This is a genomic window from Paludisphaera mucosa, assembly GCF_029589435.1.
In the GTDB taxonomy this organism is placed as follows: Bacteria; Planctomycetota; Planctomycetia; order Isosphaerales; family Isosphaeraceae; genus Paludisphaera; species Paludisphaera mucosa.
Window position 1 is genome coordinate 3,116,411 of the sequence record NZ_JARRAG010000002.1, and the last position, 19,958, is coordinate 3,136,368.

At 70.8% G+C, this 19,958-nt stretch carries 17 protein-coding genes; 9 read left to right on the forward strand and 8 right to left on the reverse strand.

Features of this window, described 5'->3' with window-relative positions; all coding sequences use genetic code 11:
• Nucleotides 1-9 precede the first annotated feature (9 nt).
• Nucleotides 10-1,701: a hypothetical protein gene (locus tag PZE19_RS21595; RefSeq protein ID WP_277862674.1), complete on the forward strand. Its 1,692-nt coding sequence runs from the start codon at nucleotides 10-12 to the stop codon at nucleotides 1,699-1,701.
• Nucleotides 1,702-2,094: 393 nt separating this feature from the next.
• On the forward strand, nucleotides 2,095-2,334 hold the full coding sequence (locus PZE19_RS21600) for a hypothetical protein (protein WP_277862675.1): 240 nt from the start codon (nucleotides 2,095-2,097) through the stop codon (nucleotides 2,332-2,334).
• Between the two features lie 80 nt (nucleotides 2,335-2,414).
• Here the strand turns inward: PZE19_RS21600 and gluQRS are convergent, their stop codons facing one another.
• A complete protein-coding gene (gene gluQRS, locus PZE19_RS21605; protein WP_277862676.1) occupies nucleotides 2,415-3,386 on the reverse strand; it encodes a tRNA glutamyl-Q(34) synthetase GluQRS in 972 nt (323 codons plus the stop codon).
• A gap of 155 nt (nucleotides 3,387-3,541) precedes the next feature.
• Between gluQRS and prfB the strand changes: the two genes are divergently transcribed.
• Together prfB and PZE19_RS21615 are read left to right on the forward strand one after the other, a co-directional pair.
• Nucleotides 3,542-4,652, forward strand: a protein-coding gene (prfB, locus tag PZE19_RS21610; protein ID WP_277862677.1) for a peptide chain release factor 2 whose coding sequence is annotated in 2 segments (ribosomal slippage) — nucleotides 3,542-3,610 and nucleotides 3,612-4,652 — 1,110 coding nt in all. Because the reading frame shifts where the segments join, the coding sequence is not laid out codon by codon here.
• 46 nt (nucleotides 4,653-4,698) lie between these two features.
• Nucleotides 4,699-5,328, forward strand: coding sequence for a hypothetical protein (locus PZE19_RS21615; protein ID WP_277862678.1), 630 nt, complete (start codon nucleotides 4,699-4,701; stop codon nucleotides 5,326-5,328).
• On the opposite strand, the gene PZE19_RS21620 is transcribed toward PZE19_RS21615, so the two are convergent.
• The 5 genes from PZE19_RS21620 to PZE19_RS21640 form a co-directional block, all read right to left on the reverse strand.
• Complete coding sequence (locus PZE19_RS21620) at nucleotides 5,286-7,277, reverse strand: DUF6798 domain-containing protein (protein ID WP_277862679.1); 1,992 nt, start codon at nucleotides 7,275-7,277, stop codon at nucleotides 5,286-5,288. The two genes, PZE19_RS21615 and PZE19_RS21620, sit on opposite strands and share 43 nt — an antisense overlap.
• An 80-nt stretch (nucleotides 7,278-7,357) precedes the next feature.
• Nucleotides 7,358-8,134: a CvpA family protein gene (locus tag PZE19_RS21625; RefSeq protein WP_277862680.1), complete on the reverse strand. Its 777-nt coding sequence runs from the start codon at nucleotides 8,132-8,134 to the stop codon at nucleotides 7,358-7,360.
• A 178-nt stretch (nucleotides 8,135-8,312) separates the two neighbouring features.
• Nucleotides 8,313-9,149 (reverse strand): sugar phosphate isomerase/epimerase family protein, encoded by an 837-nt coding sequence (locus PZE19_RS21630; RefSeq protein WP_277862681.1) that lies wholly within the window; start codon nucleotides 9,147-9,149, stop codon nucleotides 8,313-8,315.
• On the reverse strand, nucleotides 9,146-10,366 hold the full coding sequence (locus PZE19_RS21635; RefSeq protein ID WP_277862682.1) for a ribonuclease D: 1,221 nt from the start codon (nucleotides 10,364-10,366) through the stop codon (nucleotides 9,146-9,148). Before PZE19_RS21635 ends, PZE19_RS21630 begins: the two co-directional genes overlap by 4 nt.
• Nucleotides 10,359-11,144, reverse strand: coding sequence for an alpha/beta fold hydrolase (locus tag PZE19_RS21640; protein ID WP_277862683.1), 786 nt, complete (start codon nucleotides 11,142-11,144; stop codon nucleotides 10,359-10,361). The genes PZE19_RS21635 and PZE19_RS21640 overlap by 8 nt, the downstream gene beginning before the upstream one ends.
• Before the next feature lie 209 nt (nucleotides 11,145-11,353).
• Between PZE19_RS21640 and PZE19_RS21645 the strand changes: the two genes are divergently transcribed.
• From PZE19_RS21645 to PZE19_RS21655, 3 genes are read left to right on the forward strand one after another with little or no spacing between them, the layout of a single operon-like run.
• The gene (locus PZE19_RS21645) at nucleotides 11,354-11,674 is read left to right on the forward strand and encodes a hypothetical protein (protein ID WP_277862684.1); all 321 of its coding nucleotides are present in this window, start codon (nucleotides 11,354-11,356) and stop codon (nucleotides 11,672-11,674) included.
• A 23-nt stretch (nucleotides 11,675-11,697) separates the two neighbouring features.
• A complete protein-coding gene (locus PZE19_RS21650; protein ID WP_277862685.1) occupies nucleotides 11,698-13,011 on the forward strand; it encodes an amidohydrolase in 1,314 nt (437 codons plus the stop codon).
• Entirely contained in the window at nucleotides 13,008-14,126 is a 1,119-nt protein-coding gene (locus PZE19_RS21655; RefSeq protein ID WP_277862686.1) for a D-TA family PLP-dependent enzyme, read from the forward strand. The genes PZE19_RS21650 and PZE19_RS21655 overlap by 4 nt, the downstream gene beginning before the upstream one ends.
• Nucleotides 14,127-14,130: 4 nt before the next feature.
• Here the strand turns inward: PZE19_RS21655 and PZE19_RS21660 are convergent, their stop codons facing one another.
• Entirely contained in the window at nucleotides 14,131-14,802 is a 672-nt protein-coding gene (locus PZE19_RS21660) for an endonuclease III domain-containing protein (RefSeq protein ID WP_368411377.1), read from the reverse strand.
• A 298-nt stretch (nucleotides 14,803-15,100) separates the two neighbouring features.
• Between PZE19_RS21660 and PZE19_RS21665 the strand changes: the two genes are divergently transcribed.
• Together PZE19_RS21665 and PZE19_RS21670 are read left to right on the forward strand one after the other, a co-directional pair.
• Nucleotides 15,101-18,070, forward strand: a complete 2,970-nt coding sequence (locus tag PZE19_RS21665) for a PSD1 and planctomycete cytochrome C domain-containing protein (RefSeq protein ID WP_277862688.1) — start codon at nucleotides 15,101-15,103, stop codon at nucleotides 18,068-18,070.
• Between the two features lie 32 nt (nucleotides 18,071-18,102).
• A complete protein-coding gene (locus PZE19_RS21670) occupies nucleotides 18,103-19,521 on the forward strand; it encodes a DUF1501 domain-containing protein (protein ID WP_277862689.1) in 1,419 nt (472 codons plus the stop codon).
• 12 nt (nucleotides 19,522-19,533) lie between these two features.
• Here the strand turns inward: PZE19_RS21670 and PZE19_RS21675 are convergent, their stop codons facing one another.
• Nucleotides 19,534-19,842, reverse strand: a complete 309-nt coding sequence (locus tag PZE19_RS21675; RefSeq protein ID WP_277862690.1) for a hypothetical protein — start codon at nucleotides 19,840-19,842, stop codon at nucleotides 19,534-19,536.
• Between the last annotated feature and the right edge of the window lie 116 nt (nucleotides 19,843-19,958).

A 19,958-nucleotide genomic window follows, 5' to 3' on the forward strand; every position in this document is an offset into this window, starting at 1 on the left:
GGGACGCCGATGAAGATGTTCCAAGGCCTCGTCCTTTTGTTAGCCGGCCTCGCCGGCGCGGCCCAGGCGGCCGGCCTCGGCCCGCGATATGAGCGGCGATGGGTCTGGGTGATGGCCAACCTGATGGTCGAGGCGGAGGCCGATCGGGTCGTCGCGCTTATCGAACGCGCCGGGAGGGACGACTACAACGGGGTCGTGATCAGCGACTACAAGCTGAACTTCCTGGGGCGGATGCCGGCCCACTATTTCCAGCACGTCGATCGCGTGAAGGCGGCGGCCGTCCGGGCCGAAGTCGAGATCATCCCGGGGATCTTCCCTATCGGCTACAGCAACGGCCTCCTTTCGCACGACGTCAACCTCGCCGAGGGGATGCCGGTCGTCGACGCCCCGTTCGTCGTCCGGGGGCGTGACGCCGTCCTCCAGCCCGATCCCGCCGCGCGAATCAAGAACGGGGACCTGGAGGAGACGAAGGGAGACGTCTTCGTCGGCTTCGGTTACCAGGACGCCCCGGGGAAGGGGACGGTGGCGGACCGCCAGGTCGCCCACGGCGGGACCACGTCCTGCCGCATGCAAGACCTGGGCTCCACGCCGGTCTGTCGACTGATCCAATCGGTCAAGGTCCGCCCGCACGCCTGCTACCGGCTCTCCTGCTGGGCGAAGACCCAGGACCTCGCGCCCACCGGCGCGTTCCGGCTGCTGGCGATCGGCAAGCAGGGCGATCGGCCGTTGACCTTCCACGAGGGGGGCCTGGAGCCCTCTCGCGACTGGACCCGCGTCGAGGTCGTCTTCAACAGCCAGGACCAGACCGAGGTGAACCTCTACGCCGGCCTCTGGGGGGGCAAGTCGGGGACGCTCTGGATCGACGACCTGGCGCTGGAGGAGATGGCGCTCGTCAACGTCCTGAGGCGCGACGGCTGCCCGCTCGCGGTCGCCTCCGCCGACGGCAAGACGAACTATGTCGAGGGGAAGGATTTCGAGCCCGTCCGCGACCCGAAGCTCGGCCAAGTTACCTACGAGGGCGAGTACGAGTTCAACCACGACGGCGCCCCGCTGCGGCTCACCTCCGGCTCGCGGATCCACGACGGCGACGCGTTGAAGGTGAGTTGGTACCACCCCGTGCTCGTCCTGGGCTCGTACGCGGCCTGCTGCCTGAGCGAGCCCAGGGTCTACGACCTGCTGAAGGACCAGGCGAGGCGGGTCGACGACCTGTACCATCCTCGGACTTTTTTCATGCAGCACGACGAGCTGCGCGTCGCCAACTGGTGTCGGGCGTGCCGCTCCCGCAATCTGACGCCCGGCGCGCTGCTGGCCGACAACGCCCGGCGCTGCACGCAGATCCTCCGCGACCTGCGGCCCGACGCCGGGGTCGTCGTCTGGTCCGACATGTTCGACCCGACCCACAACGCCGTCAAGGATTACTACCTGGCCAACGGCACCCTCGAAGGCTCGTGGGAAGGGCTCGCCCCCTCGGTCGCGATCGCCAACTGGAACGCCGGCAAGGCGAAAGCGAGCCTCGACTTCTTCGCCGCCCGCGGCCACGCGCAGGTCCTCGCCGGCTACTACGACGGCGACGACAATTTCTCGACCTGGAACGCCGCCGCTCGGGGCGTCCCCAAGGTCGACGGCTTCATGTACACGACCTGGCAGAACCGCTACGACGATCTGGAGCGTTACGGCAGGCTGCTCAGGGAAGCGAAGTAATTCGATGCGCTCGAGGTCAGCCCCCCCTGGTGGATCTCCATTCCACCTTTTCTGCAACTGCACATCTTGATGCATAGTTAGGTTTGGGAGGTCCTCGAAAACCGACCCGGATCGCTAACCCCGAACCCAGGCGGGCCCCGAAAATCATGAAAAAATCGTCGCGAAACGAAGCCGATCCGATTCCCTAAAACCGCCATTAAGTCGATATGAAATAGTCATTTACGTCATAAAATAGGAAGTCGGTTTCTCACGAGCGAACCCAAATCGAAGCCGACCTCCCCGCGAAGGACGAGCGGCGTGGTCGGCTTGCGAGCCCCTGGGGCGCGGTCGCGCTCGCGGAATTTTCGCGACGTCGGCCTGCGCGACGGAATCGAGATGCAAGGAGATCTTTCCATGAGGTATGCGACTCTGCCCCGGATTCTCGACATGCACCCCGCCCGACGCCCTGGCGGCGCGCAGGGCGCCGCCAGGCCCGACGGCCATAGCGTCGACGTGGGCGCGCCGATCGTGGTCTGGCTCAAGAACGGCGACTGCATCCAGGTGGAGGCCGAGGAGGCCAGCGTCAGCGACCCCAAGGGGATCGACTTCGCGGCGGTGCCCTGGGGGCTCGTCGAGTGGTGGATTCCAACGTGACCTGACCTGACCTGACCTGATCCGACTCGACGAGCCGAGCCCGCCCCGGATCCGTCCGGGGCGGGTGGATCGCGAAACATTCAGGGCTTCCAGGCGTCCGGCGACGCGTGCCAGGCGGTCGACGGGACGCTCGCCGGGTCGAAGGCCGCGATCCAGTCGGCGGGGCGGGATGGGACCGGCCTGGGCGACAGGCCGAGGGAATGGGCGAGGACGCCGATCAGGCGGCGGGGGTCGACGCCCTGCTCGCGGAGGGTGGCGAGTTTGATGGAGCCGTCGCGCTTGGCGAGGCGACGGCCGTCGGGGCCCAGGACGAGGGGGACGTGGCCGAAGCGCGGCGGGGTCCAACCGAAGGCCCGATAGATCAAAATCTGCCGGGGCGTGCTGGGCACGAGGTCGTCGCCGCGGATCACCTGGTCGACCCCCATCTGGGCGTCGTCGACCACGACGGCGAGCTGGTACGCCGGCCCCAGGCCGTTGCGGCCGATGAGGAAGTCGCCGCCCAGTCGGGCGGGGTCGACCTCGCGCGGGCCCAAGAACAGGTCGTCCCAGGCGACGGGGCCGGGCGGGACGCGGAATCGCCAGGCGAACGGGCGGTCGCCCAGGACCTGTGCGTCCAGGGCGGATCGCCCGGCGCAGGTGCCGGGGTAAGTCGGGCCCTCGTCCTCGGCGTGGGGGGCCGAGGCGGCGCGCTCGACGTCGGCGCGGGTGCAGGTGCAGGGATAGACCCGCTCCTCGGCCTTCAACCGCTCCAGCGCCTCGTCGTAGATCGACCGGCGTTCGGACTGGACGTAGGGCCCGAGGGGGCCGCCGACGTCCGGGCCCTCGTCCCAGTCGAGGCCCAGCCAGCGGAGGTCGACGAGGGCCTGGTCGGCGGCTTCGGTCCGGACGCGGGAAGCGTCGAGGTCCTCGACCCTCAGGATCATCGCGCCGCCGACGCGACGGGAGGCGAGCCAGGCGGCGAGGAAGGTGCGGGCGTGGCCCACGTGCAGGCCGCCGGTGGGCGACGGGGCCAGCCGGCCCGCGCCCGGCCTTCGATCTCGGCGAAAGGTCATGCTCGCGATCTCACGGGCCGAACGGACGCGGCCGGCGACTGCTCTGGTTGCGGCCGGGGCATTCGGTTCTAATGGACCGATCTTAGCGGCTCGACCCGCAGGCCGGCCAGACCGCCGGCCCTCTCCCTCCCCTCCCCCTTGCCAGGAGTGTCTCCGTGGACGCCGAGTTGAAGCGATCGGCCAAGAATGTGATCGATCGAATCCTCCATCTCCGAGACTCTCTTTGACTTCGGCGAAAAGCTCGCCCGCCGCGACGCCCTCCAGAGCGAGATGGAAGGGCCGTCGTTCTGGAACGATCAGGAGAAGGCCAAGGCGGTCATCGCCGAGCTGAAGACGCTCAACGGCGTCCTCAAGCCGTTCGAGGACCTCGTCAAGCAGTCCGACGACATGGCCGCCGCGATCGAGATGGCCGAGGAGCTGGAGACCGACGAGTTCGACGCCGACATCCAGGCGTCGTGCGAGAAGGCCGACAAGGACTTCGCGGCCTTCGAGCTGCAGTCGATGCTCAGCGGCCCGAACGACCACTGCAACGCCATCGTGACCATCCACGCCGGCGCCGGCGGCACCGAGGCCTGCGACTGGGCCGAGATGCTCATGCGCATGTACCTGATGTGGGCCGAGGCCCGGGGCTTCACGACCCAGATCACCAACCGTGAAGACGGCGGTGCGGCGGGCGTCGCCGAGGTCACGATCTACATCAAGGGCGGCTACTCGTACGGCAACCTCCGCGGCGAGACCGGCGTCCATCGGCTCGTCCGCATCAGCCCGTACGACTCGGCCGCGCGGAGGCAGACCTCGTTCGCCTCGGTCGACGTCATCCCCGAGGTCGACGACACGATCGACATCGTCCTCAAGGACGACGAGCTGAAGCGCGACGTGTTCCGGGCCGGCGGCCCCGGCGGCCAGCACCAGAACAAGACCGAGTCGGCCGTGCGGTACACGCACCTGCCGACGGGCATCGCCGCCGAGTCCCGGGGCGAGAGATCGCAGCACAAGAACGACGCTATAGCTTACGCCAACCTCAAGGCCAAGCTGGTCCGCTTGGAAGAGGAGAAGCGTGAGGCCGAGTACGCCAAGAAGTACGACGAGAAGGGCGACGTCAGCTTCGGCAGCCAGATCCGCTCGTACGTCCTCCAGCCCTACCAGTTGGTCAAGGACGCGCGGACGGGGCACGAAGTCGGCAACCCCCGGGCCGTGCTCGACGGCGGCCTCGACGGCTTCATCGAGTCGTACCTCCGGATGAAGCTGGCCAAGAGCACGCACTGATCGCGGCGGCGCGAGCCGCCCGATCTGGAAAGGGGCTCACCCGGCCATGCCCGGCGCTTCGTGGAACCTGGACCAGACCGACGACGCCGTGACGATCCGGACGCCCGCCGTCCGGATCGTCCTTCGTCGCGCCGGCGACCGCTGGAGCCACGAGATCGGCCTCGGCGACGGCCCTCCCCTGCTCGCCTCGATCGAGCACGGCCCAGATGCGGGCGACCCGTCGCAGGTGCTCAGCCCGGTCTACCAGGAAGTCCAGCACCACGCCTTCGACGACGACGACCGTCGCGTCCGCCTGCTGCTCACCGGCCTGCTGCACCGTCACCACTTCTCGGCCGTCCTGACCGTCTCGACCGACGACGACGGGGGCGCGGCGATCGAGTTCGACGTCGCCGACCGCTGCCGCGACGTCGTGTCCAGCCTGGCCGCCACCTACGAGGTCCGCCTCGGCCCCGGCGACCTGCAGGAAGCGGACGAGACCGCCGTGCGCTGGGACGGCGGTCCGCTCGGCGACGGGCGCTTGACGTTCACCGCGATCGAGGCCTCACGCCTGGCGATCGCCGGCAAGGGTCCCCGGGCCGTCCAGGCGCAGGCCCTGGCGAGCCTCGCGCCGGGGTCGTTCACGCATCGGCTCCGCTACCGCTGGGCCTGGGCGAGCCGCTCGTGCCGCACCCGGTAGACCGCGTATTCGCCCCGCTGCTGGAGGCGTTCGAGGGGGCCGTCGGCCGTCGCCCTCGGCCGGTCCGCGCCCGCCACGACGTAGTCCGCCCCCTGACGCTGGGCCAGGGCGGCGAGTTGGTCGTCGCTGAGCCCGTCGTAACGGGCTTCCAAACGATGGCGGCCGTCGAGGTAAGCCCGGACGAAGGCCGCCGGCGGGCCGTCGAAATCGACATGGTCGCGGAACCGCTCGTACCAGTCGCGGAGGCCCTGGGCGTGGTACGGGCTCCCCGCGCGGTTGAAGGCCCAGTTGCGATGGGACCAGAGCCGGAAGCCCTTCGGCCCCGGCGGCCCGATGAACCGGGCCGACTCGGGCGTGTTCCAGCGGCACCACGTCGCCAGTTCCTCGACGTCGTCGATCGGCACCGGGGCGAACCGGCAATGGGCGACGAGCCCCCGGACGAACCTCGATCCGGCCGGGGGATGAGACGCCGGCAACAGCCCGCCGACGAGCGCCGCCGCCGGGAAAGCCCACGCGGCCGCCGTCGCCCAGCGGTGCCGCCGCGGCGTCCAGGTGAGCGAGAAACTCGGGAGTCGCCGGCCCGCTGCGCCAAGGGCAAGCCCCCCGACGACCGCCGCCGCCAGCGCGCGCTCGCCGCGCTCGGTGTCGTGCCTGGCGAGGAACGCGCCCGCCCAGGCCAGCAGGCCGACCAGCACGACGTCCCGCGTCCCGGAGCCGATCCGCTCGCCGGCCGCCTCCAACAGCGTCATGACGAGTTCGATCGCGACGACCGCGGCGAAGAGCCAGTCGCCGGTGCAGGCGACGGGGATGAGCACGGCGCGAAGGCGGTCGGCCAGGCCGCCGCGTCGCCAGAGGCCGACGACATGGCCGCTCGCCACGACCAGGGCCAGTCCGCGGCCGAAAGTCGCGATCCGGAAGGGCTGGAAGACCGTCGCGCCGACGTGCCCGATCCCTTCGACCGCCGCCCACGCTCCCGCGAGCCAGGTCAGCACGACGCCCAGCATCAGGAGCAGTCGCCATCGAGGCGAGCTCTCGTGCTCCGAATCGGCGTCCTCGCCGGCTCGCCTCAGCCCGACCAGCGCCGCCGCCACGAGCCCGAGGTAGGCCGCCGCCGCCAGCCACTGGGGCTGTCGCCAGAGGTGGGGCAGCATGTGCTGGGGGCTTTGCAGCTCGACGGTCAGGACCCGGAAGGTCTCGGGCTTCAATCCCTCGCGCAGGTTGCCGAAGGGGGCGAGGTTGTCGACTAGACCCGGGACGATCGCCAGTGACGTCGCGGCGACCGCCCGGATCGCCAGCGGCCAGGAGGTTTGCGTCCGGCTCCCGAAAAGGACCCAGGCGAGCCAGGAACCCGAGAAGACGAGGGCGAGCTGCAAACCGAGCGACGGGTGGATCCAGGCCGCCGCGCCGAGCGCAATCGCCGACGTCCACCAGCCTTTCCGAGGGTTCTCCACCAGGGCGGCCGCGGCCGTCCAGGCGAGCGCCAGGGCCATCAGGCGGTCGAGGAGCATCGCCTCGAACAGGTGGTTCGTGCCGATGTTCCCCGCCTTGGCGGCCAGGAAGAGGACGACGGCCGTCCAGCCGGCGGCCTCCGCTCGCCCCGGCCAGAAGGCGGCGGCCAGTCGGAAGAACCCCCAGACGCTCAGGGCGAACGTCAGGGCGAACAGGGCGAACAGGGTCGCCGGCAGGCCGACGGACCGCGTCATCGCCCCCAGCAGCCGGAGCGAGCCGCGATGGGGGTTGAAGGCGTCGAACGAGCGGACGAACGGGTCGTCGGCGTAGAGCCGGGGATCGAGGCTGTGGAGCAAGAGCGGCAGCCGGTGCGCCTGGTCGCCGTCCAGGCTGTGATAGCCCTTCAGGGTCAGATAGGCCCCGAAGGCCAGCAGCACGAGCCCCCACGCAGGGCCGACGTCGCGTCGCCCTCGGGCCTCGATCCGGCACCCGTCCTCCATGCCGCCGTCCCTCGTCCTGGATCACCCGCGTCGGCCGGAACATCCCGCCGGACGCGAGTTTACTCCCGGTCCAAGGTCGGTCAACGCCAGTCCGGATCCGGCCGTCGCGACCGCCGGGCGTCGCGCTCGGCCTTGAAGCGTTCCAGGTCGACGAGCACCTCGGGGTCGATGTCGAGGTTGGACGACGCCTGCGGCGCTGGGTCGCCGGGGATTTCAAGCCGCGGGGTGATCCGCTCGGGCTCGGGGAGGATCGCCTCGGCGACCTGGCCGGCGGGCGCGTCGGTGAGGACGGGCTCGGCGGGGAGCTTGCCCAGGCCGTTGCGCTGGATGTGCTCGACGAAGCGGCGGACCGGGGGCGAATCCCAGATCTTGGGGGCCGGCTCGTACTTGCGATTCCATGCGAGGGCCTTCGAATCGACCGTCATCCGGTTCGCCCACTCGACCCGCCCGCCCAGGTCCTGGGCGTACTTCTCGACGGCCGCCACCAGGAAGATCGCCGTCAGGACGCCCTTGGCGGTCCCCAGCAGGAAGCCCGCGAACTGGTTGTCGCGGCGCAGATCGACCTTGCCCGTGGCGTCCGGTCGGCGAGCCATCTTGAGCGCCAGGGTGACGACGCCGACGACCACGATGTACGAGGCCGCGGCCGAAGCCCACCAGAGGATTCGGTCCATCAGGGCGGGGTCGACCTTCGGCAGCCGGGCGAGGACGTACGGCCGCGCCTGGTCCCGGACCGGGTCGGCCAGGTAGAAGCACGCCACGAATCCCCCGATCCGCACGGCCTGGCTGACGAAGCCACGCAGCCAGCCGCGGAAGGCGGCGATCAAGACGACCGCGCCCAAGGTCAGGTCCAACCCCATGTTCCCTACCTCCCGAACCGTACTCGACGAAACCGTCCCAGGGGTATTCGCCGGCGGCGGCCCATTCTTGAATCCCGGGTGAACATCGAGAGCCGTATCGGCTGTCATCGGTTCGCCGTCGGGCGGACTTCAGGAAATCCGGGGAGACCTCGGAATTCGTTTCGGGGGTCCGATCCGCTCAGTAGCCGTGCGTCTTCAGGAAGGCGGTGCTGCGGGCGATCCGCCGCTGGCGTTCCTCCAGCCCGGGCTCGGGCTCGCCGCCGATCCCTTCGATCTCGATCGTGTAGGCGCCCTTGTAGCCGACCCCGTCGAGGATCGCGCCGACCCGGGCGAAGTCGACCGCGCCGCCGTCGCCGACGGCCGGGAAGTACCAGTCTTCGAGGCCGCCGCGGTTGTCCTTGAGGTGGACGTTGCGGACGAGGTTTTTGACCTTCTCCAGCTCGTCGCACGGGTCGACGCCGGCGTTGTAGTAGGCGATGTTGCCGGTGTCGAAATTGAGCAGGACGTGGGGGTGGCGGACCTCGTCCATCAGCGCGAGCATCGCGGCGGCGTTCTGGGTCGGGCCCTTGTGAGTCTCCAGGGCCAGGGTCACGCCGACCTCGGAGGCGGCGTCGCCGAGCCTGCGGAGGGCCTTCAAAATGAGCCGACGCTGGTCGTCGTCGGCCGGCTGGCCGGCGCCGGTCACGCAGAGCGAGACCCCGAACCATCGCGCCGCGAACCGGATCCGGCGCTCGGTCAGGGCGACGCCCTCCTCGGTGCGCATGTCGGCGCCGCCGACGTTGCAGCCGCTGACCTTGACCTCGTGCTTCGCCAGGTGGTCGACGAAAGCCTGGGCGGTGGCGTCGTCGGCCTTCTCGGTGACGACGGCCGATTCGGGGATGACCAGGCCGCCGAAGTCGTGGCCGCGGAGGGCCAGCTCCAGGCGGTCGAGGCCCGCCTCGCGGATCCGCTCGACGGCCGTCCAGACGCCGTCGGGCCCGTAGCAGTTGCTGAAGCAGCTCAGGATCCGCGTCATCGTCCGGGCGTCTCCTCGGTCCTGGTCGGTTCGAGGGCCACCGGGAACTCGCTGGCGGGGTCGACCACCCGCAGCGTCCGGCGGCCGTCGAGGACGTCGAGCAGGAGGCCGCCGCACATCTCGCCGCGCCAGCCTTCGGCCAGGATCGGCCGCTCGCCGCCGGGGCAGCCGTCGAGCCGCCAGCGGATCAAGCTCTTGAGGTCCGACGTGTTGGCGACGAGCGAGCCGGCGACCTTGTTCTCCAGGCAGCACTGCGCCAGGGCGGCGGAGAGCAGGTTGGCGACGGTCGAGGCCCCCGGGGCGTCGTCGTGGCGGGGGGCGGGTTCGGGCAACTGGTCGTCGGGAACGCCGCGGGCCGCCTCGACGGCCTTCAAAATCTCGTCGGCCCGGCTGATCAGGCCCGGCCGGTTGAAGTCGCGGAGGGCTTCCAGGTCGCGGCGGCCGTTGGGCATCCGCTTGGCGATGGCCACCACCAGGTCGTCGCGCATGACCTGCCGCATCGGCCGGTTCTGGCGGCGGGCCTCGCCCTCCCGCCACTCCGAGAGCCGGCGGGCCGCCTCCAGGGCGCGGCGGCTGAGCTGATGCAGCCCGGGGAGGCGACGCCAGCGGTCCTGGTCGGCGCGCTCCTCGACCGCCACCATGAAGTCGCGGAATTCGGCCTCGGCCCATTCCCGACGGCCCAGGCGGTCCAGCTCGGCGCCGAGCCGGTCCTGCAGGTCCAGCAGGTAGCGGACGTCGTCGAGAGCGTAGCGGACCTGCGCCGGGGTGAGCGGCCGCCGCCGCCAGTCGGTCCGGGTCTCGCTGCCCGAGACCGTGGCGCGGAGGACCTGGCTCACCAGGTTGGTGTGCGAGAGCGGGTAGCTGTAGCCCACCAGGCCGGCCGCGAGCTGGACGTCGAAGACCCGCGCGGGGAGCTTGCCGGTGCGCATCAGGCAGATGCGCATGTCCTCGCCGGCGGCGTGCATGACGACCTCGATTTCGGGGTCGAGGACGACCGCCCAGAAGGCGTCCAGGTCGCCGGCGGCCAGGGCCAGGGGGTCGACGGCCGCCAGGCGTCGCGAGGTCGCGACCTGGATCAGGCAGAGGACCGGCTCGTACGTGTCCTCGGAGACGAATTCGGTGTCGAAGCCGAACCGGCGCTCCTCGCGGATGTGGTCGATCAGGTCGTTCAGCCCGGCCGCGTCGGCGATGAGGCTCTCGTGTCTCGAATCAGGCATGGGGATGGAGGTCTCTCAGGAAAGCGAGGGCGGCGGCGTCGAACGCCTCGGGATTCTCGTACGGCGAGAGGTGCCCGGCCAGGGGGATGACGGCGAGCCGGCCGTCGGGGAGGGCCTCGGCGATGGCCTTCGCCTCGTCGGGGGGCGAGATCACGTCCTCCTCGCCGACGGCCACGAGGGTCGGGCAGGCGATCTCGCGGAGCTGCTCGCGACGGTCGGGGCGGCAGGCCATGCCGCGGAGGGCCCCGGCGACGCCCGCCGCGGTCGTCTCGGCCATGACGGCCTGGATGGGCGGCACGATCCCGGGCCTGCGCCGGAAGGTCGACCGTGAGAAGAGGCGGGGGAGCATCGTCTCGACCATCGCGCCGGGATGGCCCGCCGCGAGCACCGCCTTGGCGTTCTCCTCGCGCCGGCGCGCCGTCTCGGGCTCGTCGGCCGCGGCGCGGGTGTCAACCAGCATCAAGCCCCGGACCCGGTTGGGATGCTTGAGCGCCAGGGCGAGCGCGACGTACCCCCCCATCGAGAGGCCGCCGACCACGACCGGCTCGGCGAGCCCCAGGCCGTCGAGCAGCTCGACGACGTCGTCGGCCATCAGGTCCATCGTGTAGACGGCGTCGGGCGCCGGCGACTCGCCGTGGCCCCGCAGGTCGGGCGCGATCACGCGGTACGAGCCGCTCCACTCCCGGATCTGGCCGGCCCACATGGCCCGGCTCAGCGGGAATCCGTGCAGCAGGACGACGACCGGACCGGTCCCCTGATCGGTGAAAGCCAGCAGCATGGCCGCCCCTCGCGATGGTCCCCGCGTCGTCCGCCCCCCAGGCACGTCGCCTATTCTAATCGTTGAAGCTCCCGAAGGCGAGGACCCTCGCCGCGACGAACGTCCGGGGCTTCGCACTCGCGCTGGCGACCGCCGGGCCGTCCGCCTAGAATGGGAGCCGAGGCGGCCGAGCTCGCCCGCCGACCCCACCCCTCTCGCAGGATCGTCCCATGCCGACGCCGAACGAACTTTACGACCAAGCCATCGACCTCCGCGACGGCGGCGACAAGCCGGCCGCCGTGGCCAAGCTCGAAGAGGCCGTGGCGATCGAGCCCGACTTCGCCATCGGCCACGGGATGCTCGCCAAGCTCTACGCCGACCTCGCCGAGGCCGACAAGGCCATCGCCCACGCCCAGAAGGTCGTCGACCTGGAGCCCGAAGACGCCTTCAGCTACACCGCCCTGTCCGTGATCTTCCAGCGCTGCGGCAAGATCCCCGAGGCGGAGCACGCCAAGGCGGTCGCCTGGCAGAAGCAGCACGGGCTCGAATGACCAGCTCCCCGGGAGAACGCCTCATGCGTCGCTGCCTGATCGTCGGCCTCGTCCTCCTCTCGGCCTGCACCCGCTCCCAGGCCGACGACCCGGCCGCTCCGGACGCCTGGCTCGAATCGCATCGCGAGGCGTTCTTCGGCCTCTACCAGAACCTCCACCGGAATCCCGAGCTGTCGAACCAGGAAGCCCGGACCGCCGCGCGGATGGCCGGGGAGTTGACGAAGCTCGGCGCGAAGGTCACGACGGGCGTCGGCAAGCATGGCGTGGTGGGCCTCCTCGAGAACGGCCCCGGCCCGGTCGTCCTGGTGCGGACCGACATGGACGCCCTGCCGGTCACCGAGGAAACCGGGCTCCCCTACGCCAGCACGGCGAAAGCGACCGACCCCCAGGGACGCGAGGTCGGCGTGATGCACGCCTGCGGCCACGACGTCCACATGACCAGCTTCATCGCCACGGCGACCTGGCTGGCCGAGCACAAGGACCGCTGGAGCGGGACCGCCCTGCTCATCGCCCAGCCCGCCGAGGAGGCGATCAACGGCGCCCGCGCCATGCTCGACGACGGCCTCTACACGCGCTTCCCCAAGCCCGACTTCGCACTGGCCCTGCACTGCAAGGCCGACGGGGCCGTCGGCGACGTCTACTTTCGCCCAGGGCCGATGCTCGCCAACTCGACGTCGCTGGACGTCGTCATCCGCGGCAAGGGGGGCCACGGCGCGATGCCGCACAAGGCGGTCGACCCGATCGTCCTGGCCGCGCTGGCGGTCCTGGACTTCCAGACCATCGTCAGCCGCGAAGTCCAGCCGATCGACCCGGCCGTCGTCACCGTCGGCTCGATCCACGGCGGAACCAAGCACAACATCATCTCCGACGAGGTCAAGCTCCAGCTCACGCTGCGGTCGTACAAGGAGTCGGTCCGGCTCCAGCTCATCGAGGGCGTCGAGCGCCGGGTAAAAGCCCTGGCCCTCGCCCACAAGGCGCCCGAGCCGACCGTGACCGTCCACGAGTCGACGCCGGAGACCTCCAACGACCCCGGGCTGGTCGGGCGCGTCTCGCCGCTCCTGAAACGGGCCCTCGGTGAGGAGCACGTCGTCCTGGCCGACCCGGTGATGGGGGCCGAGGACTTCGCCCTCTACGCCCAGGACGGCGTGCCGATCATGATGTTCTGGATCGGCACGGTCCCCCGCGAGCGGATCCAGGCGGCCGCCGCCCAGGGTCAGACGCTCCCCAGCCTGCATTCGAATCGCTATCACCCGGAGGCCGAGGCCAGCATCGCCGTCGGCGTCCGCGCCATGACCGCCGCCGTCACGGGCCTGCTCCCGCCCAAGGCGCAGCCATGATCGACACGCCCCCGTACACGCTGCTCGACCCCGACTCGATCCCGAGCCCGGCGTTCCTGGTCTTCCGCGACCTCGTCGCGGCCAACCTGGATGCGATGATCCGGCTGGCCGGGGGCGTCGACCGGCTGCGGCCCCACGCCAAGACCCACAAGTCGGCCGACGTCGTCCGGATGGGCCTGGAGCGCGGCATCCAGAAGCACAAGTGCGCCACGATCGCCGAGGCCGAGATGCTCGCCGTGGCCGGCGCGGGCGACGTGGTGGTCGCCTACCCGATGGTCGGACCCAACGTCGCCCGGTTCGTCGGCCTCGTCGCCGCCTTTCCATTGACTACGTTCCGCGCGATGGTCGACGCGCCCGAGCACGCCCGGGCCCTCTCCGAGGCCGCCTCGGGCCTGGACCGGCCGATCCCGACTCTCGTCGACCTGGACGTCGGCATGGGCCGCACCGGCATCGCCCCCGACGACGAGGCCGTCGCGCTCTACGAGGATCTCGACCGCCTCCCCGGCCTGGCTCCCGACGGCCTGAGCGCGTACGACGGCCACGTCAACGAGCCCGACCTGGCGACCCGGGAGCGTGGGGCGCGGGAGGTCGAAGACGTCGTGCTCGCCTTCCGCGACCGCCTGCTCGCGAAGGGATTGCCCGTCCCCCGGCTGCTGATGGGGGGGACGCCGTCCTTCCCGGTCCACGCCGCATTCGTCGCCCCGGGGGTCGAGTGCTCGCCAGGCACCGTGGCCTATCACGACTACAACTACCACTCGCGATACCCCGACCTGCCGTTCACACCCGCCGCCCTGTTGTTGACCCGGGTCGTGAGCCGCCCTCGGCCCAGCCGGCTCTGCCTTGACCTGGGTCACAAGGCCGTCGCCGCCGACCCCGCCGGCGTACGCGCGTTCCTACCCTCCATCCCCGACGCCAAGATGGTCGGCCACAGCGAGGAACACCTGGTCCTCGAAGTCCCCGACGCCGACCGCTTCCCGATCGGCACGCCCCTGCTCGCCATCCCCGCCCACGTCTGCCCCACGACCGCCCTGCACCGCCGCGCCCTCGTCGTGGTGGACGGCCGCGTCGTCGATGAATGGGAAGTCACGGCGCGAGACCGCCGGCTGCGGTTTTGAAGATTCAACCGGCGTCGATGCGGGCCTGACCGAACGGGCAAAGGTCGAGCACGGGGCAGCGCGGACAGGCCGGGCTGCGGGCGAAGCAGCAGCGCTGGCCGTGGAGCATCAACGCCTCGTGGTTGTCGTAGACCTGCTGCGCCGACCAGTCGGCAGGGAGTTGGGCCTCCAGCAACGCGTGAGAGGGGCCGACGGCAACGGACGCGGGGATCAGGCCGAGTCGCACGGCCACGCGATGGTGATGGCTGTCCACCGGCAGGGCCGCGATGCGGAGGCGGCTGAACAGCAAGGTCGCGGCGCTGGTCTTGGGCCCGACGCCCGGCAGCCCTTCGAGCCAGGCGCGGGCATCGGCGACCGAGAGGTCGACGAGGAAATCGAGTGACAGGTCCCCCCCGCGCCTTTCGGTGATCGCTCGGAGCACCTGCTGGACCCGCGGAGCCTTTTGCTCGGGCCAGGTGCAAGGGGCGAGCAGTTCCTCGACCTCGGCCGTCGGCGCGTCGCGTACGGCCTCCCACGTCGCGAACCGCGCCCGCAACTGCTTTAAGGCTCGACCCGAGTCGGCGTTGCGGGTCCGGTGCGACAGCAGCGACGAGATCAGTTCGCTGAGCGGGTCGAGGTCGTGAAAGTAGGGGATGGGGCATCCATACGCGGCGCAGAGCCGATCGTGGACGACCATCGCCAGGGTTCGCAGGTCGTCCGCCACGGCGGGGGTGTGGGTGATCAAGTCCGGGTGCCTCCCGGTCGACTCCCTCCTCCTCGGAAATGAAGGGCGGAGCGACCAATAGGCGGGATTGCAAACCGGGCGCCGACGAGGCGTCGCAGGCCGCCTGCCTTCTCGAGGTGGCGGAAACGACGGCGGGCCTGTACGATTCTTGTTCAACACCTTGGTGCGCGGACGAGCGTGACCTCCTCGGGGCCGACGTATGACGCATGCACGATCACGCAGGGCGGCCCTCCGTCTCGCGACCGCCCTGATGGCGCTCGGGACCTCGGCCGTCGCGCAGGAAGCGGCTGCGCCGGCCGTCGCGGACCCCGCGGCCGTCGAGTTCTTCGAGAAGCGCGTCCGACCGATCCTGTTCGATCGCTGCATCGGCTGCCACGGACCCGAGAAGCAGAAGGGCGAGCTTCGCCTCGACTCGCGCGCGGCGGCCCTCGCCGGCGGGACGACCGGGCCGGCCGCCGAGCCCGGCGACGCCGAGGCCAGCCTGCTCGTGGCGGCGATCCGCTACGGCGGCGACGTCCAGATGCCGCCCAAGTCGAAGTTGCCCCGGGAGGAGATCGACGTCCTCACGCAATGGGTCGCGCGCGGGGCCCCGTGGGGAGTGGAGACGAAAGAACCGGCCGCGGCGACCGCGCGGGGGAGCCTCGACGGCTCGCCCGAGTTCGAGCGGCGGGCCAAATTCTGGAGCTTCCAGCCGATCCGGGAGGTCGCGCCCCCGACCGTCGAGGGCGTGCACGCCGCCTGGGCGCGCAGCCCGATCGACCGCTTCCTGATCGCGGCGATGGCCGGTCGCGGCCTGGAGCCGGCCGGCGAGGCCGATCGACGGACCCTCATCCGCCGCCTGACCTACGACCTGATCGGCCTCCCCCCCACACCCGAGGAGATCGCCAGCTTCGTCGCCGACGACGCCCCCGACGCCTATGAGCGGCTGGTCGAGAAGCTGCTCGCGGACCCCCGCTACGGCGAACGCTGGGGACGGCACTGGCTGGACCTGGTCCGGTTCGCCGAGACGGCCGGGCACGAGTTCGACTATGAGCTGCTCAACGCCTGGCGCTACCGCGACTACGTCGTCCGGGCATTCAACCTCGACCTTCCGTACGACCAGTTCGTCGTCGAGCAGGTCGCCGGCGACCTCCTGCCCACGCCCAGGAGGAACCCCGCCGACGGCTCGAACGAATCGGTCCGCGGGACCGGCTTCTACTGGCTCGGCGAGGGCGTGCACTCGCCGCTCGACGTCCGCGACGAGGGCGTGCGGCGGGTCGACAACCAGATCGACGTGCTGTCCAAGACGTTCCTCGGCCTCACGGTCAGCTGCGCCCGCTGCCACGACCACAAGTTCGACCCCATCAGCACCCGCGACTACTACGCCCTGGCCGGCTTCCTGCGGAGCACCCGCCACCAGCAGGCTTTCCTGGACTCCGACGCCCGCATCGCCCCCGTCGTCGCCGACCTGAAGGCTCGCAAAGCGGCCCTCGCCGACCTGCTGACGGAAGCCGCCCCGCGACTGCCCGCCCCGCGCAAGGCGGAGGTCGAGGCGCTTCTCGCCGCGGTCGCCCCGGCCGAGGAAGCCGGGTCCGCACCGTCACGTCTGGCCGCCTGGAAAACGACGGGCGACGCCTTCGAGAGCCCTTCGGGATCCAACGGCTTCCGGATCGATCTCCGGGGGCCGGCGACGCGCCTGCTGGCGACGCCCGCCGGCTCGCGAAGCAGCGGCCTGATCTCGGACCGGCTCCACGGCGTCGTCCGGTCGCCGACGTTCACCATCGAGAAGCGCTGGCTGCACATTTTGGCGACCGGAATGGGCGTGCGGATCAACGTCGTTATCGACGGCTTCGAGAAGGTCCGCGACCCGATCTACGGGGGCCTGACGACCACGATCGACGCCCCCGCCGGCCCGCGCTGGATCAGCCGCGACCTGGCATCGTGGATGGGCCATCGAGCCTACCTGGAAGCCTGCGACGGGGCCTCGCAGGAGTTCACCGGCGCGGTTACGCACCCGGTCGACGGCCGAGGCTGGGTCGACCTGGTCGCGGTCCGGACGACCGACGAGGCCACCCCGCCGGCACCGCCCGCGGGTCCGGAGGTCGCGATCGACGCGAACGCCCTGGTCCGCGAGCTTGAAGTCGTCGACTCGCCACTCGCGGCCCGGCTCGCCGCGGCGCTGGCGGAATATCGCGACGTCGAATCGCGGATCCCCGCGCCGACGCTGGCCCCGGCGGCGGTGGACGGCGACGGCGAGGACGAATCCGTCATGATCCGAGGCAATCCCAGGACGCCCGGCGAGGTCGTCCCGAGACGCCTGCTCGCGATCCTGGGAGGTGCGGGCCCGGACGCCTCGACCCCCGGCAGCGGCCGGCTCGGGCTCGCCCGCGCGATGGTCGACGTCCGCTCCAACCCCCTGTCGGCTCGGGTGATGGTCAACCGGATCTGGAAGCAGCATTTCGGCGAGGGCCTCGTCCGGTCGCCCGACGACTTCGGCGTGATGGGCCAGGCACCGTCGCACCCCGAGCTGCTCGCCTGGCTGGCGGCCGAGTTCGTCCGCGGCGGCTGGTCGGTCAAGGCGATGCACCGGCTCATCCTCGAGTCGTCCGCATACCGCATGACGAGCCGGGCGACGCCGGAGGCCGACCGCCTCGACCCGACCAACGCCCTGCTGCACCGGATGAACGTCCGCCGCCTCGAAGCCGAGGCCGTCCGCGACGCCCTCCTCGCCGTCTCGGGCCGGCTCGACCCCACGCAGGGCGGGCCGAGCGTCCCGCCGTACCTCTCGCCGTTCATGGACGGCCGGGGACGACCGGCGGCGAGTGGGCCGCTCGACGGCCACGGCCGCCGCAGCGTGTACCTGCAAGTGCGGCGCAACTTCCTCAACCCGATGTTCATGGTGTTCGACGCGCCCGTCCCGTTCTCGACGATGGGCCGCCGCCACGCCTCGAACGTCCCGGCGCAGGCCCTGACGCTGCTCAACGACCCGTTGGTGATCGAACTCGCCGACGCCTGGGCCGGCCGGCTGCTCGCGGAGGACGGCCCAAACGCCACCGACGCGTCGCGGATCGGCCGGCTCTACCAGGAAGCGTTCGGGCGAGCCCCGACCGACGACGAGATCACCCGCTGCTCGGCCTACCTCCAGGCGCGACGATCGACCGAGCCCTCGCCCGCCCGAGCCGTCTGGGCCGATCTCGGCCACGCCCTGTTCAACGTCAAGGAATTCGTCTACATCGACTGAACGTCGAGCGTCGACCTCGCGGAGCCCTCGCCATGCACTGCGGCCGATTCGCCGCTCCGATCAGCCGTCGTCAGATGCTCGCCCGTTGCGCCAACGGCTTCGGCGCGATGGCGCTCGCCGCGCTGCTGCGGGATCGGGCCTTCGGCGCGGACGCCGCCGCTCCCGGCCTCGCCCACGGCCTGCACCATCCCGCCAAGGCGAAGAGCGTGATCTTCCTCTACATGGACGGCGGGCCCTCGCAGATGGACACCTTCGATCCCAAGCCTCGCCTCGACCGCGAGCACGGGGAGCCCATCAAGGTCAAGACGGCCCCCACCCAGTTCAACAACGTCGGCGCCGTGCTGAAGTCGCCCTGGAAGTTCCGCCCCTACGGCGAGTGCGGAGCGCCCGTCAGCGACCTCTTCCCCCACGTCGCCCGCCACGTCGACGACCTGGCGATCATCCGGTCGATGACGTCGGAATTCTCCGAGCACACGGCGGCGAACTACTTCCTCCACACCGGCAGCGGCCTGCAAGGGCGGCCCAGCCACGGCGCGTGGACGACCTACGGCCTGGGCTCCGAATGCGAGGATTTACCGGGCTTCGTCGTCCTCAACGGCGGCCTGATCCCGCCCGGCGGCCTCGACTGCTTCAGCAACGGCTTCCTGCCCGCGGCCTATCAAGGCTCGGTCTTCCGGCCGGCGGCCGAGGCCGTGGCCAACATCCGGCCCGTCGAGTCGTCTCCCGGCGGCCAGCTCCGCAAGCTCGACCTGATCCGCGACCTCGACCGCGGCGTCGCCGGCCGGATGGGGAAGCCCGACGCCCTCGAGGCTGCGATCGCCAACTACGAGCTGGCCTACAAAATGCAGTCGGCCGTCCCCGGCCTGATGGACCTGCACGGCGAGTCGCCCGCCACCCGAAGCCTCTACGGGCTCGACGACGCTTACGAACCGACGCGGATCTTCGCGCGCGAGTGCCTGATCGCCCGCCGGCTCGTCGAGCGCGGGGTGCGGTTCGTCGAGGTCCTCTGCCCGTCGGTCGGCCACGACCGCTGGGACCAGCATTCCAGCCTGAAGGACGGCCACGAGAAGAACGCCCGCGCGGTGGATCGGCCGATCGCCGGCCTGCTCGACGACCTGAAGGGCCGCGGCCTGCTGGATTCCACCCTGGTCTTCTGGGGCGGCGAGTTCGGACGCACGCCGATGGCCCAGGGGAGCGACGGCCGCGACCACAACCCGTTCGGGTTCACCGTCTGGCTGGCCGGCGGCGGCGTCAAGGGGGGCGTGACCCACGGCGAGACCGACGACTACGGCTATCACGCCGTCGTCGACAAGGTCGCCATGCACGACCTCCACGCCACGATGCTGCATCTCCTGGGCCTGGACCACAAGCGGCTGACGTTCCGCTTCGGCGGCCGCGACATGCGCCTGACCGACGTCCACGGCGAGCTGGTCGGGCCGATCATCGCCTGAGTCGAGTCGGCCTCAGTCCTCGACGCGGGCGTGGCGCACGTGGTTGAACTCCAGCCAGGCCAGGAGCGCGTCCTGCTCCTCGCTGAGCTCGACCTCGGTCGCCTTCTCGGTGTCAAGCGGCGACACCAGGTAGAAGACGCCGTCCATCACCCAACGCGCGACCTCGTCGCGGTCGAACCAGTACTCGTCCTCGCCCAGCTCGGGCATTTCCTTCGCGTCGGGGCCGGCCTGGAAATAGACGAGCTGCGCGCGGAGTCGATCGGAGAGCGGGAACGGGGCCAGCCCGGGGTGGTCCAGGGCGATCAGTCGGGGATGAGCCATCGTCGAATTCGTCCCATCGTGGGGGGCCGGCCGTCCTCCCGAAGTGGGGCGAAATCGGCCCGCCGCCGGCGATTGTCCGCGACGGCACGCGCGACGTCAAGCCACCCGGGGAGTCG

What these genes read in the sequence shown, in the direction of transcription:
- PZE19_RS21595 (WP_277862674.1), top strand. Translation starts at nt 10, where the DNA reads ATGAAGATGTTCCAAGGCCTCGTCCTTTTGTTAGCCGGCCTCGCCGGC.
- PZE19_RS21600 (WP_277862675.1), top strand. Translation starts at nt 2,095, where the DNA reads ATGAGGTATGCGACTCTGCCCCGGATTCTCGACATGCACCCCGCCCGA.
- gluQRS (WP_277862676.1), bottom strand. Translation starts at nt 3,386, where the DNA reads ATGACCTTTCGCCGAGATCGAAGGCCGGGCGCGGGCCGGCTGGCCCCG.
- PZE19_RS21615 (WP_277862678.1), top strand. Translation starts at nt 4,699, where the DNA reads ATGCCCGGCGCTTCGTGGAACCTGGACCAGACCGACGACGCCGTGACG.
- PZE19_RS21620 (WP_277862679.1), bottom strand. Translation starts at nt 7,277, where the DNA reads ATGGAGGACGGGTGCCGGATCGAGGCCCGAGGGCGACGCGACGTCGGC.
- PZE19_RS21625 (WP_277862680.1), bottom strand. Translation starts at nt 8,134, where the DNA reads ATGGGGTTGGACCTGACCTTGGGCGCGGTCGTCTTGATCGCCGCCTTC.
- PZE19_RS21630 (WP_277862681.1), bottom strand. Translation starts at nt 9,149, where the DNA reads ATGACGCGGATCCTGAGCTGCTTCAGCAACTGCTACGGGCCCGACGGC.
- PZE19_RS21635 (WP_277862682.1), bottom strand. Translation starts at nt 10,366, where the DNA reads ATGCCTGATTCGAGACACGAGAGCCTCATCGCCGACGCGGCCGGGCTG.
- PZE19_RS21640 (WP_277862683.1), bottom strand. Translation starts at nt 11,144, where the DNA reads ATGCTGCTGGCTTTCACCGATCAGGGGACCGGTCCGGTCGTCGTCCTG.
- PZE19_RS21645 (WP_277862684.1), top strand. Translation starts at nt 11,354, where the DNA reads ATGCCGACGCCGAACGAACTTTACGACCAAGCCATCGACCTCCGCGAC.
- PZE19_RS21650 (WP_277862685.1), top strand. Translation starts at nt 11,698, where the DNA reads ATGCGTCGCTGCCTGATCGTCGGCCTCGTCCTCCTCTCGGCCTGCACC.
- PZE19_RS21655 (WP_277862686.1), top strand. Translation starts at nt 13,008, where the DNA reads ATGATCGACACGCCCCCGTACACGCTGCTCGACCCCGACTCGATCCCG.
- PZE19_RS21660 (WP_368411377.1), bottom strand. Translation starts at nt 14,802, where the DNA reads ATGGTCGTCCACGATCGGCTCTGCGCCGCGTATGGATGCCCCATCCCC.
- PZE19_RS21665 (WP_277862688.1), top strand. Translation starts at nt 15,101, where the DNA reads ATGGCGCTCGGGACCTCGGCCGTCGCGCAGGAAGCGGCTGCGCCGGCC.
- PZE19_RS21670 (WP_277862689.1), top strand. Translation starts at nt 18,103, where the DNA reads ATGCACTGCGGCCGATTCGCCGCTCCGATCAGCCGTCGTCAGATGCTC.
- PZE19_RS21675 (WP_277862690.1), bottom strand. Translation starts at nt 19,842, where the DNA reads ATGGCTCATCCCCGACTGATCGCCCTGGACCACCCCGGGCTGGCCCCG.